Here is a 16535-nt window from a genome sequence, read left to right on the forward strand (position 1 = left end):
CGTGATCCGAACAAGAGGGGTGAACTGACCAGTGGAAATCTCGGCGACAGGACGACTCGAGGTCCGTATCACCCCTGCTGACGTGGGCAAACGAGTCTCCGTACGGCGGCTCGCCGAAGCGGGCACTGGGGTTGAGAAGTTCACCGACACGGTCGGGGTTCTCACATCATGGGACGACGGCGTGCTCATGATCACACGCCGGGACGGCAGCCGGGTCCGAATCGCGCAATCCGCGCTGGTCGCGGGGAAGGTCGTCCCGGCCGCGCCGGCCCGCCGGAGGGGTCCCGCGGCGACCTACGAGGAGCTCGCGCACGTCACCTCGCGCGCGTGGCGGCCGGTGGAGAGCGAGTGGCTCGGGGAGTGGGAGCTGCGGGCGGCCTCGGGGTTCACCCGGCGCGCCAACAGCGTGCTGCCGCTCGGCGATCCGGGCCTTCCGCTCGACGCGGCCCTGGCCGCCGTACGACGCTGGTACGGCGAGCGCGGCCTGCCCGCCCACGTGCAGACCGCCACCGGCGCCGAGGGCACGCAGGAGCTGCTGGCGGCCGAGCTGGAGCGGCGCGGCTGGACCCGGGAGGCGACGGCCGAGGTGTGGATCGGGGCCCTCGCCCCGGTGGCGGACCGTTCGGAGGGCGCCGGTGTGGTGGTCACCCGGGAGGCGGACCCGTCGTGGCTCGCGCGGTATCACCGGAAGGGGGTGAGCGACGTGGCCCTGAAGGTGCTGCACGCGGGGCCGTCGGTGTGGTTCGCCGCGGTGCCCGGCGCGCCCGGCGAGCCGCCGGTGGCGATAGGCCGGTGTGTCGTGGACGGGCGGTGGGCCGGTTTCGCCGCCGTCGAGGTCGATCCCGGCCGGCGCCGCGAGGGGCTGGCGACCGAGGTGATGGCCGCGCTGGCCGGCCGCGCCCTGCGGGAGGGTGCCTCGGCGGCGTGGCTCCAGGTGGAGGACGACAACGAGGGTGCCCGCGCGCTGTACACGGGGCTCGGTTTCGCCCGCCACCACGCGTACCAGCACTACCGGGCGCCCGAGGAGCACTCCGGGCAGTCCTCGGAGCGGGTGTAGGCACCGCCGTGGACGCGCACGAGCCCGCGAGGCGCCCGTATCTGCCGCCCCCCTATCCACCCCCGCCCGAGCGGTCCGCCGAGGTGCGGCGGCGGTTCGCCGAGGAGGCGCGCTCGGAGCGGCCGGATCTGTCGGCGCTGTGTCTGCTGATCGGCGCGGAGGCGGACGGCTCGCTGGACGAGGACGGGATCGACGCGGCCCAGCTGGAGCTGGACCGGCTGACCGGGCAGCTGCCGTTCCGGCCGGGCGGTCCGCTCGCCTGGGCGGAGGCGCTGCGGCGGGTGCTGGGCGGGCGGCACGGGTTCGCGGGGTCGGCCGGTGACTACGAGAAGCTGGAGTCCTCGCTGCTGCACGAGGTGCTGCGCAGGCGGCGCGGGCTGCCGATCCTGCTGTCGGTGGTGTGGATGGAGGTCGCCCGGCGGGCCGGGGCCCCGGTGTACGGCGTGGCGCTGCCGGGGCACTTCGTGGTCGGGTTCGGGGCGGCAGAGGAACGGGTCCTGGTGGATCCCTTCGACGGCGGCCGGGTGCTCAGCGGCACGGACGCCGAGCTGCTGGTGGTGGGGGCGACGGGGGCGCCGCTGGAGTCCTCGATGCTGGTGCCGGCGGCACCTTTGCAGGTGGTCCAGCGGATCCTGAACAACGTGCGGGCGTGGGCCTCGGCGCGGCCCGAGCGCTCGGACGTGGCGCTGTGGGCCGTGGAACTGTCCCTGCTGCTGCCGTCGCACCCGGCCCGGCTGCGGTACGAGCGGGCACAAGTCCTGGTGCAGAGGGGGGAGTTCGCCGAGGGGGCGACGGAACTGGAGGCCTACGCCGATCTCGTGAGCGTGGTCGATCCGCACACGGAGGAGCGTGCACGGGCTCAGGCACGGGAGGCACGGGCACTGCTGAACTGACGGCGCGCCTGGCGCGCCCGGCGGAGCCGCGCGCCCTCCTCACGGCCGCCAGGACCCTCACGGTCGCCGGAACCCGTCACAGCCACCGGAACCGCTCACAGCCGCGGCAACCCATCACGGCCACCGGAACCCTCACGGTCACCGGTGCCCCTAATGGTCGGCGGAACCCTTACGGCCGCCTCAACCCCTAATGGCCACCGGAACCCCTAACGGTCGGTGCAGCCCCTCACAGCCGCCGGAGCCCCCTCACAGCCACCCCTTCTCCCGCGCGATCCGCACCGCCTCCGCGCGGTTGCGGACCGCCAGCTTCTGGATGGCCGTGGAGAGGTAGTTGCGGACCGTGCCCTGGGAGAGGTGGAGGGCCTTGGCCAGTTCGGCGTTGGTGGAGCCGTCGGCGGCAGCGCGGAGCACCTCGCGTTCGCGGTCGGTGAGCGGGTTGGCGCCCTCGGCCAGCGCGGCGGCGGCCAGGGTGGGGTCGATGACGCGTTCGCCGGCCAGCACCTTGCGTACCGCGGCGGCGAGTTGGGCGGCCGGGGCGTCCTTGACGAGGAAGGCGTCGGCGCCCGCTTCCATCGCGCTGCGCAGATAGCCGGGGCGGCCGAAGGTGGTGAGGACGACGAGCTTCACGGCGGGGTACGCCCGGTGCACCTGGGCGGCCGCCTCGATGCCGGTGCAGCCGGGCATCTCGATGTCGAGCAGCGCCACGTCCACGCCGTGCTCGCCGACGGCCGCCAGCACCTGGTCTCCGCGGGCGACCTGGGCGACGACCTCGATGTCGTCCTCAAGGCCGAGCAGGGCGGCGAGGGCCTCGCGGACCATCGACTGGTCCTCGGCGAGGAGGACTCTTATACACCTTACTGACTCGCCGGTCGGCGTGACACCTGGCTCAGGCTGATCGCTCACGGGACAAGGGTAGGCCGCCGTATCAGGGCAAGCGTCTGACCGGTACGAAGGCCCCGCCCATGCGCCACGGGGGAGGCACACGGACGGGACCGCCGGGTGACCGCTCAGGCGGTCAAGCCGGGTTCGAAGTACCCCGGTGTGCGGAACAGGCCCGTGAAGGTTCCGGGGCCGTGCCGGTCGTCCAGCCACACCCCCAGCGCCGTTACGTCACCGCTGACGATGGCTCCGAGAAGTAGGGTGTGGCACTCGCTCTCTTCCCCAGGGGCAAACTCCCCAAGGAAGTGCGCATATCGGCGATTGACGCCATTCTCGTAGCCGTTGAGGGCCGCTGCGTATCGCGTCTGCTCTTCGCTCCCCACCACATCAGCCGCGCGCCCTGAGTCTGTTTCTGTCAGCGTTCCCGTCACGTCCCGGTACGCCAGCGAACCGAGAACGTCTGAGGGCTCCGTCACGCCGAAGCGTTCTGTGGTCTGCCGGGTGATGGCGCGCGCTTCCTTGTCGCACGCGCCTTCCATCACGATTCCAAGGTTCCGTGTATGCCGACTTCCGCGCTAGTCGGCAGCCGAGTAGGACTGTCCGCTTGTACGGCGGTAGTTGATTCCGTACTGCGTGCGGACGGGCACGCCTGCCACTTCCACGTACCGCCGACGCGATCCGTAGTGAAGGCAGTCATGCGCGTAAGGCGTTCTCACGGGCGCTCAGGCGCTTTGCGGGGACCGTCACTCGGGACACTCCACGTGCCGGTGACGCACGGGCGAACCCGACGACGTTCGGTCCTGCCCGATCCGCGGCACGGCTCAAGGGGCTTGATCCCCTGCTTGCACCCGGGGCACGTCTCCCCTTGGGGCGCGTAAGTCGTGTACTCGCCCTGTCGTGCGTCGGTGTCGGCCCCTGCCCGCCGGCGACTTTCGCGAAGTCTGGTTGTAGCTTCGGGCACTGTCGTCAACCTCCTACCGGTTGGTGGCCAGGCTCCCGGATCACCCTGCTTGTGGTCCCGGAACCTTCTGTTGTGCCTGCCGACTCAACCGGTTCCGCGTACCTGTAGGGCAGTTGACCAGCGTTGACTACCCTGAGAGTCAACAGTCAACGGGAGCGCTCACCGTGATCGACTTCGGGTCCGAGGTACGCACGGCACTCAAGGCACAGGGGAAGAGCCTCAGAGGCGCAGCCAAGGAGTTGCATTACGACGTTGCCTATCTGAGCCGAGTAATCAATGAAAAACAGGCTCCCTCAACCGAGTTGCTCCAGGAGCTTAACGAATATCTCGACCTATCTCTGACCGTAGAAGACAGCGGCTCTCACGATGACGAGATGGACGCATGGGAGCTTGCTCGGCGCGTACAGGCGACTGACGTAGGCAACACCACCCTTGAACGGCTTGAGTTGACCTTTGACCGGCTGGCCATGGCTTACCCCAAAGCAAAGCCTGAAGACCTGTTGCGTCAAGTCCGTAAGCACGCCGGCTATGTGGTCAAACTCCTGGATGGCAAGAAGACCCTGTCTGAGCACCGACGCTTGTTGGTTCTCGGCGGTTGGCTGTCCCTGCTCGGGGCTACGGTTCATATCGACTTGATGCAGGACTACGCAGCTACCGCGCGACTGGGGACAGCCGCAACTCTCGCAAGGGAAGCCAGACACCCTGAGATTGAAGCCTGGTGCTACGAAACCGAGGCTTGGCGAGTGCTCACTGATGGGGACTACGTCCAGGCCGTCGACCTCTCTCGCGCGGCTCAGGAAATCGCTCCGGCTGGTACATCCGCCATGATCCAGGCGACGGCCCAAGAGGGCAGAGCAAATGCACGACTGGGTAACAGCACAGAGACCTAATCGGCTATTGAGCGAGTACAGAACTTGTCTGCGGCTATCGGCACCCCCGACACCCCAGAGCACCACTACCGATATGACCCCGCCAAGTCATTGTCCTATACGGCCACAACCCTTGCTTGGCTCGGGGATACAGAAGCAGAGCCGTACGCAAGGGAAGTAATCAAGCGACTCGGTGCGAGTGACGACCCCTCGCGTTGGCCACGGCGGGCGGCTTCCGCCAACATTGATCTAGCCTTGGTGCTTCTCAAGCAGAATCGACTTGATGAAGCGTGCGACTCCGCGCAGAAGGCGATCCTGTCCGGCCGAGTGGTTCCGTCCAATCATTGGCGAGCCCTGGAGATCGTCAAGGCTATAGAAGCTCGACAATTGCCGGAGAGTGCAGACTTGCGAGAGGCTTACCAGAACCTGAAGGCTATTGAGCAATAGGGATAGTTTTAAAATGTTGAAATTCCCGCACGCCGGCTAACGGGAAGCAGCGCACAGGGCTATCACCTAGGAATGTTCTTACCGAAAGCCAACAGGGCCGGTACGTCTGCGTTCGGCTCGCTCTTGCCGCAGATGGTGCAGACATGCTCAGGTGCGTTCCCGGTAGGCGTGCGAACCCTTCGGAAGCACCCGGAGCGCAAACGTTCCTGGGGAATCCCTTGGTCACAGCGCAGGTGTCTAAGGGTTCACGCCTCCTCGGCGAGGAGGACCTTGATCGTGCTCGTCATGCCCCGGATCCCACGTGCGGCCCGGAGTCCGTGGGCATCCGGGCGACCAGCCGGAACCCGCGCTTGGCCCGGCCCGCCTCCAGGGTGCCGCCGGCCTTCTCCAGGCGCTCGGACAGGCCGGTCAGACCGTTGCCGGGACCGGATCCGGAGCCGGAGCCGGATCCGGAGCCAGAACCGCCGGATCCGTTGTCCTCGACGGTGAGTTCGAGGACCGGGCCGTCCAGGGTCTGGCGGTGCAGCACCTCCACCGTGCACCGGTCGGCGCCGCTGTGCCTGACCACGTTGGTGACCGCCTCGCGCAGGGCCCAGGCGAGCGCGGACTCGGCCCCCTCGGGGACTCCGGTGAGGTCCGGTTCGGCGGGCACCTCGGCGACGACGCCGGCGGCGGTCAGCGCGACCTGGGCGCCCGCGAGTTCGGCCGCGAGGCGCGGGCGCCGGTAGCCGGTGACGGCCTCGCGGACGTCGACCAGGGCCTGCCGGCTGACCTGTTCGATGTCGGCGACCTGCTGGGCCGCCTTGTCGGGGTGGTCGGGCAGCATACGGCCGGCCAGCTCGCTCTTCAGGGTGATCAGGGAGAGGGAGTGGCCGAGCAGGTCGTGCAGGTCGCGGGCGAGACGCAGCCGCTCCTCGTTGGCGGCGAGCTGGGCGACGGTGGCCCGCGCCTTGCGCAACTCGATGGTCGTACGCACGAGTTGGCCGACGCCGGTCATCGCGAAGCCGAGGAGCAGGACCAGCAGGAACAGGCCCCGCGCCTGCTCCTCGTCGGAGTGCAGGCCGATCAGGTACATCACGACGGTGGCGGCCGGGATGGCCCAGTAGGCGACCCGCAGCGGCAGGGTGGCCCCGAGGGCGACCGACACGTAGACGAACAGGCCCAGCCAGGCGCTGCCGAGCGTGTAGGCGAGGACGGGGGCCAGGACGCAGAGGATCCCGCCCAGGGTGAGCACGACGCGCGGGGAGAACGGCCGGCCGATGTTGCGGAAGACCAGCGTCAGATAGATCCCGACGAAGGCGGTGAGTCCGACCGAGCCGGCGACGGTGGCGGCGGTGCTGTGACCGCCGTTGATCAGGTCCTGGACGGGCGAGTTGAGGAAGACCAGCCAGACGCCGATCCACAGCACCTTGACCAGCAGCTCGCGCCGGTTCTGGGGCGGCCAGCCCACGGGCACGGGGTCGACCGCCGCTGCCCGCCGGTCGCCTGTCTGCCGGTCGTCTGCCTGCTGGTCTTCCGTCATCGCGTTCACGCCTTCAGCGTGTCCTTCCGGTACAGCCAGGCCGCGCCGCCCGCGAAGAGGACGAAGTAGACGGCGAGGACGGCGACGTCGGTGGCGCTGGGCGCCTGGCTCTGTTCGATGGCCCGCCCCAGGGCAGCGTACGCGTGCGTGGGCAGCCACTTCGCGATGTCCTGGAGGATCTGCGGGAAGGTCGTGGACGGCATCCACAGGCCGCCGAGGATCGACAGGCCGAAGTAGACGATCATCGTGATCGGGCGGACCGCGTCGCCGGTGGCGCTGTAGCCGATGGCGACGCCGAGCGCGGCGAAGACCAGGCTGCCGGCCCAGATGACCCCGGTGAGGGCGAGCCACTGCCAGGCGTCCAGGCGTACGTCCTTGATCGCGGCGGCGACGAGGAACACCACGACGATCGACGGCAGGCTCACCACGGCCGCGCTGGCGGTCTTGGCGAGGACGTAGCCGCGGCCGGGCAGCGAGGTCAGCCGCAGCTGCCGTACCCAGCCGCTCTCGCGCTCCTTGGCGATGCGCTCGCTGTTGCCCATGAGGACGGCGGTCAGGGCGCCGAAGGAGGCCATGGAGACCATCAGGTAGGTGGCGACGGTCAGGCCGGTCGAGTCGACCTTCGCGTTCGTGCCGGCGCTGCTGGAGAAGATCAGGTAGATGACCGAGGGGTAGAGCACCGAGAAGAACAGGAATTTCTTGTTGCGCAGGGCGCGGGCGAGTTCCAGCTTGATGAGGCCGTTCACGACTGCTTCGCCTCCTCGGCGGCGGTGATGGCGACGAAGGCCTGCTCAAGGCCGAGCCCGGCCACTTCGAGGTTGCGCGGGTAGACACCGAGGCCGTACAGGGCGTGGACGGTCGCGTCGGCGTCGGAGGACTGGATGCGGACGGTCTGCCCGGACCCCGCGGCGGAGCCGCTGTTGGACACCGTGATGGAGGTCAGGAAGGGCAGGCCGGTCAGGGCGGCCTCGTCGATCTCGCCCTCCAGGTCGAAGGAGACGCGGCGGGCGCCCGCCTTGGCCTTGATCTCGGCGGCGGTGCCGTCGGCGAGGAGCCGGCCGCGGTGCAGGACGAGCACCCGGTCGGCGATGGCGTCGGCCTCTTCGAGGTAGTGGGTGGCGAACAGGACGGTACGGCCCTGGTCCGCCTGCTCGCGCATGGTGGCCCAGAAGGCCTGGCGGGCGGAGACGTCCATGCCGGTGGTCGGCTCGTCCAGGACGATCAGGTCGCTGTCGCCGGCGGTGGCGAGGGCGAAGCGGACACGCTGGGCCTGGCCGCCGGAGAGCTTGTTGACCTTGCGGTCGGCGATCTGCGTGACTCCGGCGCGGGCGAGCACGTCGGCGGCCTTGTACGGCTTCGGGTGCAGCGAGCAGGCCAGCCTGACCAGTTCGGCCACGGTGACGTCCTCCATCAGCCCGCCGCTCTGCAGCATGGCCCCGACCCGCCCGGCGACGATCGCCTCGCGCGGGCTGGTGCCGAACACGTTCACCGTGCCGGTGTCGGCGTGCTTGAGCCCGAGGAGCAGGTCGAGGGTGGTGGACTTGCCGGCCCCGTTCGGGCCGAGGAGGGCGACGGTCTCGCCCGGGTACAGCGCGAGCGAGAGGCCGTCCACGGCCCGCACGGTGCCGTACGTCTTGGTCACCTGGTCGAACCCGACCACCGGGGTGGTGGCGGGAGGTGCCGCTGTCGTTGTCATGACAGCCATGCTCCCGGGCGGGGCCGGGGGCCCGGCAGTGTCGGGGGTCCTCGGTGCCGGATGACAGATGTCATGTGCCGGGGGTGACACGGCAGCGGGGGCGCCCGGTGGACGCCCCCGCTGTTTCGGCCGTGCCTCGGCCGGCTGCCGCTACGGCCCGCCGCCGCTACGGCCGGTTGCCGCTACGGCCGGCCGCCGCCGCGACTGGCTGCCGCTACGGCCTGCTGCCGTTGTGGCCGGTTGCCGCTAGTTCGGGTTCGTGGCGATGACCGCGACCCGGTTGGTCTTGCTCACCAGTGCCTGGCGCAGGGCGACGTAGACGTCCTGCGGTGTGACGGGTGTCTTCTTGCCGTTCGCCCGGGTGATCACCACGCCGTCGAAGGCCTGCCCGTAGAGCCCCTTCAGGGCGGCCAGGTCGGGCTTGTCGGTCAGCTTGCCGTCGGGCGTGGGCGCGACCTTGAGGAACTTCCACAGCGATTTCTGCGGGCTGAGCAGAACCTGGTGCGCCGCGTCCGTCTGCACGGTCACGGGAGCGGACATCGCCGGCGTCCCGAAGGCCTTCATCTCGCGGTCGACCTCGGCGTTCGACACCGTCGGCTGGCTGGTGGCCGTCGGCACGCTCACCGCGTTCGCCGCGCCGGTCTCCACCAGTGTGCGGTACGCCTGTTCGACCGACCGGGTCGCCTGCGCCGCGTCGATGGCCTTGCCCGCCTTGCCGTACACCGCGACGGCCTTGCCGGACACGAAGTCGATGCCGCCCTCGGTGACCGAGCCGGAGCCGCCGCCGGTCTGCTGGAGCGCGGCCTGGAGCTTCTCCTCGTCCACCGGCATGACCGGCTCGATCGCCCGCTTCTGGCCGAAGAGGGAGCCGATCACGGAGACGGGGTTGTAGTCGCTCGTCGCGGCCGTGCCCACCGTGGCCTGGAAGTCGAACTGCAGGCCCGCGTTGTCCGGGGCGAGGGAGACCGTCCTGCCGCCCACGGACAGCTTCAGCGGCTTGTTGACCCGGCTGCCGAAGGCCTCGTCGAGCTTCTTGACGGCGTCGTCGCGGGTGCCGCCGCCGATGTCCGTGCCGAGCACGGTGGTGCCCTTGGGCACGTCGGTGTGGTTCATCAGCAGACCGGCGCCGTAGGCACCGCCCAGGACGACGACCACGCCGACGACGAGCAGCACGAGCTTGCTGCGGCCCTTCTTCTTCGCCTTGCCCTTGGCCTTGGGCTGCGCGGCGCCCTCGGGCTTGGGCACGGTCGGCTGCGGGGCCGTGCCGTCGGGGTGCGGGCCGGGGCCGAACGGGCCGTTTCCGGCGGACGGGACGACCGGCATGCCGCTGGTGACGGTGTGGCCGGAGACGTTGTCCGGGGCCGGGTAGCCGGGCAGGCCCGGTTCGGGGGCCGGCTTCTGCGGGGTGAGGATCGCGGTGTCGTCGCTGAGGCCGCCACCGGGGAGCGAACCCGTGCCGGGGGCCGCACCCGGGCCCGCCTGACCTGCCGGTCCGGCCGGGCCTGCCGGGCCTGCCGGTCCGGTGGGGACGTCGAGGTCGGAGAGGGCGCTGCGGGGCGTACCTCCGTGGCCGTTCGTACCGAAGGGCTCGCCGCCGCCCAGGCCGATGTCGCCCAGGGCGCCGGGGCCGCCGGCCTGCGGGGTGAGGCCGCCTGCCTGCGGGGTGAGGAGGCTGTCGCCGGTGACCGGGCCGCCGGTCGTGCCCGCGGGGCCCTGCGGGCCGCTGGGTCCGCCGGGGCCGTTCGGCCCGCTGAAGCCGCTGGGGCCGCTGGGGCCGTGAGGACCGCCGGGGGCGCCGGGCCCGCCGACGCCCGCACCTGAAGCGCCCGAGTTGCCCGGGGTGCCCGAAGCGCCCGGTGCGCCGAGGTCGTGCTGACCGGTGCCCGAGAAGTACGGCAGGTCGTCCCGACTGGGCTCGCCGCCGTTCGCGCCGGGGCGGGGGGTGCCGAGCGGGCCGGCGGCCAGCGCCTCGGTCACGTCGAAGGAGCCGGTGCCGCCGCCGTGCCCGGGGGCCACGGGACCACCGGTGGCGCTGGGCAGTCCGGAACCCTTCGGAGCGCCCGGACGGCTCATGGAGCCGACGACGCCACCGGGACGGCCGCCGGAGCGTGCGCCGGTGGCACCGGGTGCGTCCGCACCACCCTGGCCGCCTGCGCCGCCTGCGCCGCCTGCGCCACCCGTATTGCCCACGCCGCCCGTATTGCCCACGCCGCCCGCGCCGCCCTTGGCGGCGGAACCGCCGCTCGTCGCGGGGCCGTTCGCGCCGCCGGCGGCCGGAGTGCCCTTCGGGGCGCCGGACTTGCGGGGCGCGAACCAGTCGCTGGCGGGCTTGTCCTCGGCCTTCGGGGCGGCGGACTCGGCGGGTTGCTGCGGGGCGGTACCGGCGGGCGTCGCGGTGGCGGACGCCGGGCGCGGCTCGGCGGGGGCGGAGGGGGCGGCGGGCTTGTCGTCCGCGGCGCCGTCGCCGTCACCGACGGGTGTACGCACGACGACCGGCGGGATGGGCCGCGATCCGGGGATGTTGATCCGGATCCGGGTCGTCAGTGTGGTCTCGGTCTTGCGCTCCTCGGGCTGCGCGGCCGGACGGCCCATGCCGTCGCCGGAAGCCATGGGGGTTCCGTACGGCGGCGTGCCCGAGGGGTATGCGGCACCCCCGTGACCGTTCGGCCCGGAGGACGGAGTGTCAGTTTCACGACTCAAGGCAGGTTCTCCCGGTTGGCTCCGCCGCCCGTTACGACCTCAGCGGGCTGCTCGGCGGCGCGCACCACCATACTGGCCGCCTGTGGCGCCCATCCCCTGACCGTTGAGGAAACCCACACGGGACTCGCACGCGCGTCGTACGCACGTCGTACGGCGAAGTAGTACGTCACTTGCCAAGTCGGACAGGACCGCCCCCGGCGGGCGTCCCGGCACCCACCGTGGCACAGATCACAGCGACGACCATTCCTCCGAGGAGGAAGAGGTACGAGCCGCCGCCCACGCCGAACAGGAAGTCCCCTTCCGGGCGGGGGGCGGTGAGCAGCAGGACGGCGACGACCCAGCCGAGGACCGGCGCGACCGCCCCGGCGCGGCTCGCCATCGCGTGCGCCCCGCCCAGGAACAGGCCCGCCGCGCCCGCGAGGCCGAGCAGCAGCCCGCCCGGGAACCAGGCGGACTGGAGCAGCGCGCCGGCGAGCGCCACGATCGTGCCGAGCAGGAACAGGCCCACGTACGCGGCGAACCGCCCGATCGAGGGGGGTCGCAGCGGCTGGGCGAGCATCGAGCCGCGTCCGTCGTCGCTCATGACGCCACCTCCGCGGCGCCTGCGGCCACACCGGCGAACAGGTCGGTCTCGACGCCGGTGCCGTCCCCGGCGGGCCGCGCCTCGCCGCGCACCAACTCGTAGTACTCGGTGGTGAACAGCGGCTGGGCCAGATCGTTGGAGAGCGCGAAGTACGGCTCCGCCACGGTGATCTGGGTGGCGTGGGCGCGCATCGCGGCGGCCTTGGCGGCGGCGTGGGCGGTGCCGTCGATCGCGGTGGTGACGCGGGTGTCGTCCACGACGCCCGGCAGGTCGTCCACCACGGCGCTCTTGTCGAAGGGAAGTCCGGGCAGATCGTCGTGGAGGCGGGCGAAGGCCTCCTCCACGACGGAACGCGGGAGGCGGTTCCAGTACACCTTGTCGATCGCGTGGCCGCGCTCGGCCGCAAGCTCGACGGCGCGCATGGCGACGCGGTGGGCCTGGATGTGGTCCGGGTGCCCGTATCCGCCGTTGTCGTCATACGCGACCAGGACCTGCGGCCGGATCTCCAGGATCACGTCCGCGAGGGACCCGGCGGCCGCGTCGACGTCGGCCTGCCAGAAGCAGCCCGGGTCGTCGTTGTCCGCGAGCCCCATCATCCCGGAATCGCCGTGGCGGCCGGCGCCGCCGAGCAGCCGTACGTCCGTGACGCCCAGCTCGCCCAGCGCCGCGACCAGCTCACCGCGCCGGTGCGCGCCCAGCGCGGCACCGCTCAGATGCCGCAGCTCGGGCGGGATGACCTCCCCGCGCTCACCGAGCGTGCAGGTCACCAGGGTCACGTGGGCACCCTCGGCCGCGTACCTGGCCATGGTCGCGCCGTTGTTGATCGACTCGTCGTCCGGGTGCGCGTGCACGAGCAGCAGCCGCCGGGCAGGCAGTTCCGTCATGGGTCCACCCTACGAGGCGGCACCCGGCGGCCCGGATCGGGTCGGCGTCGGGCGCGATCTTGTTGCGCCGTCGCGTGATCCTTCCAGCTTCCGGATCGCACCCCTCCGGTCACCGCCGACCGTCAGAAGCCCAGATAGGTGATCTGGACGACGTAGACGCGCTCGCTGCGCACGACAACCTGGTAGGTGAACATGCCACCGGCGACGGTGACATCGCCGCCCTTCGGATCGATCCCCGCATGGGCCCGACCGTGGATGTGGACGGCTTCCGCCGCTCTGACCAGCTCGTCGGCCTTGCATTCCACGGCCGTCAGGAAATCCGCAGGAGCGGTTCGCGCGGCCTCTTCGGCGCCGAAGGCGTACTCCCATTTCCAGCTCACTCGCGAACGGCCTTCATCGCCTCGTCGAGAACCGCGCTCAGCTCGCGGAGGGCTTCTCGCGCGACAACGGGATCTTCGTCTTCCAGATCCTTCTGCGCCCGGGTATAGCGACTGGACAGGTCGGGGCGGCGGGCGATCTCGATGTCCCTGGCCCAGATCAGCACCCAGCTCTGTACAGGGCTGAGCGACTGCCACTCGACAGCCTTGGCGAAGGCCTCGTCCTTCTTGGCCTGCATCTCGTCCAGGCGGCCTGGAGCGACGACGGCAAGGGCGGCACGCAAGGCGTCAGGGGTCAGCTCCGGACGAGGGACCAGCTCGTGCCCGTGGTCGGCCTGAGTACTCATCGTGTCCTCCAGGGAGTGCCCTGGCCAGAGTATCCGGCCCATGGGCAGCAGACGGGGCACAAAGGGCTCAGACAGCGGCGCTGGGAGTGCGGCAGTCATGGCAGCGTCCTGGGGTCGGGGAGCGGAAGGCGCGGTCGCAGCCGTCGCAGTTGCGGAGGGGGTGGCGGGTGGCTGGTGGCGGTGACGCCTGTGCCCGGAACGGGGGTGGCGGGGGCAGCTGGGCGGTGAGCCGGTGCGCCAGGAAGGCGGCCGGACGGCACAGCGGCTCGTCCGGCAGGTGTGCGGTCAGCGCGTGGCGTACGGCCGTGGGGCTCACGTCGCGCTCCAGCCAGGCCGCGACACCGGGGGCGAGGTGGGCGGTGTCGCAGGCGGAGAGGAGGAGGCGGGGGTCGTGGCGGCGGAGGCCGGCGAGGAGGTCCGTGGCCTGCTGGAGGAGGGTGGGGGCGGTACAGGCGGGTTGCGGCACCGGGGCGAGTGACTTCTTGCGGGCCGCTCGGCGCGGGGCCGGGGCGGCGGCGCTCGGCCCTGTTCCCGGCTCTGGCCGTGCTCCCGGTCCTGGCCCTGGCCCTAGTCCTGTTGCTGGTCCGGCTTCTGGTGCTGGGCGCGTCGGGCGGGCGGGGGTGTGGCCGGTCGGGAGGCGGGTGCCCGGCTGATTACAGGAGACGGTGCGGGTGACGATACGGCCGCCGGGGACGCGTTCGCGTTCACGGCGCAGGTACCCGTGGGCCTCCAGTTCGCGCAGCGCGGCGGCGATCCTGGTCGCGCCCTCCTGGAAACGGGCGGTGAGGGACTTGATGTCGACGCGGGCACCCCTGGGCAACGACTGGATGTGACAGCCCAGCCCGATCGCGAGCAGGGACAGGTCCGGATGCTGGGTGAGGTGGTTGCCGATCACCGTGAAGCGGACGGTGTGGCGGGTGTTCTCGTGGATGAGCCCGCCGCCCGTGTGGGGCCGCCGGTTCGTGTGGTTGTCCGCGGCAAGCCGGGACTGCGCGCGCGGGGGCGCGCTAGGGTGCTGCGTGTCCATCGGGAAGGCCCTACTTCCTCGGTGGTCAGGCCCTCGCACTGGGATTGCCGTCCCGGCGGGGGCCGTCACATGTCTGCGGTTGTGTTGCGCCGAGCGTAGGGCAGGCAAGGGGCCGCGAATCCAGCCGAGTCGGCGATGTTCACCCGCCCGAGTGAGCGTACGTAACGGGCGGAGGGGTGGGGCTTGGCCAGGTCCTTTTCACCGTCGTGGTCCTTGGAATAGACCGCCCCTGTCACCGGCGCACGGGGTGTCGGGTTCCGGCTAGGTGAGCCGCAGTTCGGCCCACACGGTCTTGCGCGGGAACCGTCCCTCGGCGACACCCCACCGCTCGGCGAACGCCTCCACGAGGAACAGCCCCCGGCCGGACTCCGCGTCCTCCTCCGACGCCATGCGCATCTGGGGCAGCCGGTCACCACGGGTGTCGGTCACCTCGATCCGTAGGCAGTCCCCGACGACGTACAGCGTCAGGCGGAAGCTCCGGCCGGGCAGGCGTCCATGCGTGGCCGCGTTGGCCGCCAGCTCGGCAACGACCTGGGTCGCCGCCTCGCACGGCAGCCCCCAGGCCGCGAGCTTGTCTGCGGCGAGCAGCCGGGCCAGCCGGGCCCCGCGCGCCGTGGAGGACAGCAGTGCGGTGAAGTTGTGGACACCGCTGCCGAGTTGGGCCGCCGTGTCGGCGATTTCCTGATTCACGTCACTCAGCGTGGCCGAGCGGCCCTACCGTGAGGAGTGATCGAGTTGTTGCGTACGGTCACTGTCCAGGGCTTGTCCGGTGGTGTCCGGGCTGTCGGTGGCGGTCGTACGGGTACGGCCCGACGGTACGAAGAGTGACGGCTGCTACGACGGAGGGGTGCGGGATGTCGGTGGAGTGCGAGAGTGACGAGCCGGGCTGGGAGGTCGACCCGGACGACGACTGGGGCGTGGCCGTGATCGCCACAGTAGGACGGCAGTTGCGGCTGCGCCGCGAGGCGGCGGGCATGCGCGTCGCCGAGTTCGCGGTGGCCGTGGGCTACGGGGAGGACCTCGTCTACAAGATCGAGAGCGGCAAGCGGATCCCGCGCCCCGAGTATCTGGACAGGGCGGACGAGGTGTTGAACGCCGGGGGGTTGGTGTCTGCCATGAAGGAGGATGTGGCCAAGGTCCGGTACCCGAAGAGGGTGCGGGCTCTGGCGCAGATGGAGGCGCAGGCGGTCGAGATCGGGGTGTACGAGTGCAACAGCATCCACGGCCTGTTACAGACGCCGGATCATGCCCGCGCCCTCATCGAGGCAGCGCAGCCGCCGTACTCGCCGGACGATGTGGAACGCATGGTGGCCGCTCGCCTGGTTCGGCACTCCGTCTTCGAAAGGGACCCGGCCCCGAGTCTGCATTTCGTACTGGAAGAGGCACCACTCCGTCGCCCTGTCGGGGGCACACTGGTATGGCGACAACAGCTCGAACGCCTGCTCCAGGCTGGCCAGTTGTGGAACGTCAGGCTTCAAGTCATGCCCATCAACACTGATGCCCACCCAGGGGTGGATGGCAAGATCGAACTACTCAAGTTCCCGGACGGCACCGCAGTGGGGCGAGCCGACGGCCTGTTCAACGGCCGGCCCGTCTCCGACCCAAAACAGCTCCGCATCCTGGAGTTGCAATATGGGACCATCCGGGCACACGCCCTCCCCCCGCGGGAGTCGCTGACTTTCATCGAGAAGCTACTGGGAGAGACATGACCCGCAAGCCCTCCGGAGCCTCCTCTGAACTCGCGTGGTTCAAGAGCAGCTACAGCAGCGGCACCAACGGTGAATCCTGCGTCGAGATAGCCACCACCCCCGGCACCATCCACATCCGCGACTCCAAGCACACCAACGGCCCCAAACTCACGGTCACACCCGAGTCCTGGGCAAACTTCGTGGAAGGGGTTCGCCCGTGAACGCCGGAGACAGCCCCGAACTCGCATGGTTCAAGAGCAGCTACAGCGACGGCCCGGAGGGTGACTCCTGTGTCGAGGTAGCCACCGCCCCCGGCGTCATCCACGTCCGCGACTCCAAGCACACCGAAAGCCCACGGCTCGCGATCTCGGCGGAGCCGTGGGCGGAGTTCGTGGGCGGTGTGGTCAGAACTTGATGCTGCCGATCATGCTCGCCACGTTCGTCGTCAACTCACTGATCGTGGGTGCGATGGTGGAGGAGGCGAGGTAGAAGCCGAGCAGCATGCAGATGACCGCATGACCGCCCTTCAACCCTGACTTCTTGATCAACAAGAAGACGATGATCGCCAGCAGCACCACCGCCGAAATCGAGAGTGCCACGGCGGC

19 protein-coding genes are annotated in these 16535 nt (G+C 70.6%); 6 read left to right on the forward strand and 13 right to left on the reverse strand.

Annotated elements, in window-relative coordinates:
* Positions 1 to 31 precede the first annotated feature (31 nt).
* Both ACGFYV_RS25480 and ACGFYV_RS25485 read left to right on the forward strand, forming a co-directional pair.
* Entirely contained in the window at positions 32 to 1057 is a 1026-nt protein-coding gene (locus tag ACGFYV_RS25480; RefSeq protein ID WP_393880764.1) for a GNAT family N-acetyltransferase, read from the forward strand.
* Positions 1058 to 1065: 8 nt separating this feature from the next.
* Positions 1066 to 1950: a tetratricopeptide repeat protein gene (locus ACGFYV_RS25485; protein WP_393880765.1), complete on the forward strand. Its 885-nt coding sequence runs from the start codon at positions 1066 to 1068 to the stop codon at positions 1948 to 1950.
* A gap of 246 nt (positions 1951 to 2196) precedes the next feature.
* Here ACGFYV_RS25485 and ACGFYV_RS25490 read toward each other — a convergent pair whose 3' ends face one another.
* Both ACGFYV_RS25490 and ACGFYV_RS25495 read right to left on the reverse strand, forming a co-directional pair.
* The gene (locus ACGFYV_RS25490) at positions 2197 to 2853 is read right to left on the reverse strand and encodes a DNA-binding response regulator (RefSeq protein WP_393880766.1); all 657 of its coding nucleotides are present in this window, start codon (positions 2851 to 2853) and stop codon (positions 2197 to 2199) included.
* Between the two features lie 104 nt (positions 2854 to 2957).
* On the reverse strand, positions 2958 to 3371 hold the full coding sequence (locus ACGFYV_RS25495) for a hypothetical protein (RefSeq protein ID WP_393880767.1): 414 nt from the start codon (positions 3369 to 3371) through the stop codon (positions 2958 to 2960).
* A 583-nt stretch (positions 3372 to 3954) separates the two neighbouring features.
* Between ACGFYV_RS25495 and ACGFYV_RS25500 the strand changes: the two genes are divergently transcribed.
* Positions 3955 to 4680: a helix-turn-helix domain-containing protein gene (locus ACGFYV_RS25500; RefSeq protein WP_393880768.1), complete on the forward strand. Its 726-nt coding sequence runs from the start codon at positions 3955 to 3957 to the stop codon at positions 4678 to 4680.
* A 709-nt stretch (positions 4681 to 5389) separates the two neighbouring features.
* Here ACGFYV_RS25500 and ACGFYV_RS25505 read toward each other — a convergent pair.
* The 10 genes from ACGFYV_RS25505 to ACGFYV_RS25550 form a co-directional block, all read right to left on the reverse strand.
* Positions 5390 to 6628 (reverse strand): sensor histidine kinase, encoded by a 1239-nt coding sequence (locus ACGFYV_RS25505; RefSeq protein ID WP_393880819.1) that lies wholly within the window; start codon positions 6626 to 6628, stop codon positions 5390 to 5392.
* 5 nt (positions 6629 to 6633) lie between these two features.
* On the reverse strand, positions 6634 to 7374 hold the full coding sequence (locus tag ACGFYV_RS25510) for an ABC transporter permease (RefSeq protein ID WP_393880769.1): 741 nt from the start codon (positions 7372 to 7374) through the stop codon (positions 6634 to 6636).
* Entirely contained in the window at positions 7371 to 8324 is a 954-nt protein-coding gene (locus tag ACGFYV_RS25515; protein ID WP_393880770.1) for an ABC transporter ATP-binding protein, read from the reverse strand. The genes ACGFYV_RS25510 and ACGFYV_RS25515 overlap by 4 nt, the downstream gene beginning before the upstream one ends.
* Positions 8325 to 8570: 246 nt before the next feature.
* Positions 8571 to 11024, reverse strand: a complete 2454-nt coding sequence (locus ACGFYV_RS25520) for a hypothetical protein (RefSeq protein ID WP_393880771.1) — start codon at positions 11022 to 11024, stop codon at positions 8571 to 8573.
* Between the two features lie 166 nt (positions 11025 to 11190).
* Positions 11191 to 11607: a DUF6113 family protein gene (locus ACGFYV_RS25525; RefSeq protein ID WP_393880772.1), complete on the reverse strand. Its 417-nt coding sequence runs from the start codon at positions 11605 to 11607 to the stop codon at positions 11191 to 11193.
* Entirely contained in the window at positions 11604 to 12491 is an 888-nt protein-coding gene (gene mshB, locus ACGFYV_RS25530) for an N-acetyl-1-D-myo-inositol-2-amino-2-deoxy-alpha-D-glucopyranoside deacetylase (RefSeq protein ID WP_393880773.1), read from the reverse strand. The genes ACGFYV_RS25525 and mshB overlap by 4 nt, the downstream gene beginning before the upstream one ends.
* A gap of 122 nt (positions 12492 to 12613) precedes the next feature.
* Entirely contained in the window at positions 12614 to 12871 is a 258-nt protein-coding gene (locus ACGFYV_RS25535; RefSeq protein WP_393880774.1) for a hypothetical protein, read from the reverse strand.
* Positions 12868 to 13215, reverse strand: coding sequence for a hypothetical protein (locus ACGFYV_RS25540; protein WP_393880775.1), 348 nt, complete (start codon positions 13213 to 13215; stop codon positions 12868 to 12870). The genes ACGFYV_RS25535 and ACGFYV_RS25540 overlap by 4 nt, the downstream gene beginning before the upstream one ends.
* Before the next feature lie 67 nt (positions 13216 to 13282).
* Positions 13283 to 14242, reverse strand: coding sequence for a helix-turn-helix domain-containing protein (locus ACGFYV_RS25545; RefSeq protein WP_393880776.1), 960 nt, complete (start codon positions 14240 to 14242; stop codon positions 13283 to 13285).
* 261 nt (positions 14243 to 14503) lie between these two features.
* Positions 14504 to 14932, reverse strand: coding sequence for an ATP-binding protein (locus tag ACGFYV_RS25550; RefSeq protein WP_393880777.1), 429 nt, complete (start codon positions 14930 to 14932; stop codon positions 14504 to 14506).
* Between the two features lie 164 nt (positions 14933 to 15096).
* Here ACGFYV_RS25550 and ACGFYV_RS25555 point away from each other — a divergent pair, with 164 nt between their 5' ends.
* Genes ACGFYV_RS25555 through ACGFYV_RS25565 form a run of 3 tightly spaced genes read left to right on the forward strand, consistent with a single transcriptional unit; the run spans position 15097 to position 16345 of the window.
* Positions 15097 to 15951: a helix-turn-helix domain-containing protein gene (locus ACGFYV_RS25555; RefSeq protein WP_393880778.1), complete on the forward strand. Its 855-nt coding sequence runs from the start codon at positions 15097 to 15099 to the stop codon at positions 15949 to 15951.
* Positions 15948 to 16151, forward strand: coding sequence for a DUF397 domain-containing protein (locus ACGFYV_RS25560; protein WP_393880779.1), 204 nt, complete (start codon positions 15948 to 15950; stop codon positions 16149 to 16151). Before ACGFYV_RS25555 ends, ACGFYV_RS25560 begins: the two co-directional genes overlap by 4 nt.
* Positions 16148 to 16345 (forward strand): DUF397 domain-containing protein, encoded by a 198-nt coding sequence (locus ACGFYV_RS25565; protein ID WP_393880780.1) that lies wholly within the window; start codon positions 16148 to 16150, stop codon positions 16343 to 16345. The genes ACGFYV_RS25560 and ACGFYV_RS25565 overlap by 4 nt, the downstream gene beginning before the upstream one ends.
* On the opposite strand, the gene ACGFYV_RS25570 is transcribed toward ACGFYV_RS25565, so the two are convergent.
* The gene (locus ACGFYV_RS25570; protein ID WP_393880781.1) at positions 16335 to 16529 is read right to left on the reverse strand and encodes a hypothetical protein; all 195 of its coding nucleotides are present in this window, start codon (positions 16527 to 16529) and stop codon (positions 16335 to 16337) included. The genes ACGFYV_RS25565 and ACGFYV_RS25570 overlap by 11 nt on opposite strands.
* Between the last annotated feature and the right edge of the window lie 6 nt (positions 16530 to 16535).

The sequence above is a fragment of the Streptomyces sp. NPDC048297 genome, assembly GCF_043201585.1.
Lineage (GTDB): Bacteria > Actinomycetota > Actinomycetes > Streptomycetales > Streptomycetaceae > Streptomyces.

Bases quoted from the DNA above. Each gene is read 5' to 3' on its own strand.
- ACGFYV_RS25540 (WP_393880775.1), bottom strand. From the start codon at position 13,215: ATGAGTACTCAGGCCGACCACGGGCACGAGCTGGTCCCTCGTCCGGAG.
- ACGFYV_RS25505 (WP_393880819.1), bottom strand. From the start codon at position 6,628: ATGACGGAAGACCAGCAGGCAGACGACCGGCAGACAGGCGACCGGCGG.
- ACGFYV_RS25545 (WP_393880776.1), bottom strand. From the start codon at position 14,242: ATGGACACGCAGCACCCTAGCGCGCCCCCGCGCGCGCAGTCCCGGCTT.
- ACGFYV_RS25515 (WP_393880770.1), bottom strand. From the start codon at position 8,324: ATGACAACGACAGCGGCACCTCCCGCCACCACCCCGGTGGTCGGGTTC.
- ACGFYV_RS25560 (WP_393880779.1), top strand. From the start codon at position 15,948: ATGACCCGCAAGCCCTCCGGAGCCTCCTCTGAACTCGCGTGGTTCAAG.
- ACGFYV_RS25555 (WP_393880778.1), top strand. From the start codon at position 15,097: ATGTCGGTGGAGTGCGAGAGTGACGAGCCGGGCTGGGAGGTCGACCCG.
- ACGFYV_RS25525 (WP_393880772.1), bottom strand. From the start codon at position 11,607: ATGAGCGACGACGGACGCGGCTCGATGCTCGCCCAGCCGCTGCGACCC.
- mshB (WP_393880773.1), bottom strand. From the start codon at position 12,491: ATGACGGAACTGCCTGCCCGGCGGCTGCTGCTCGTGCACGCGCACCCG.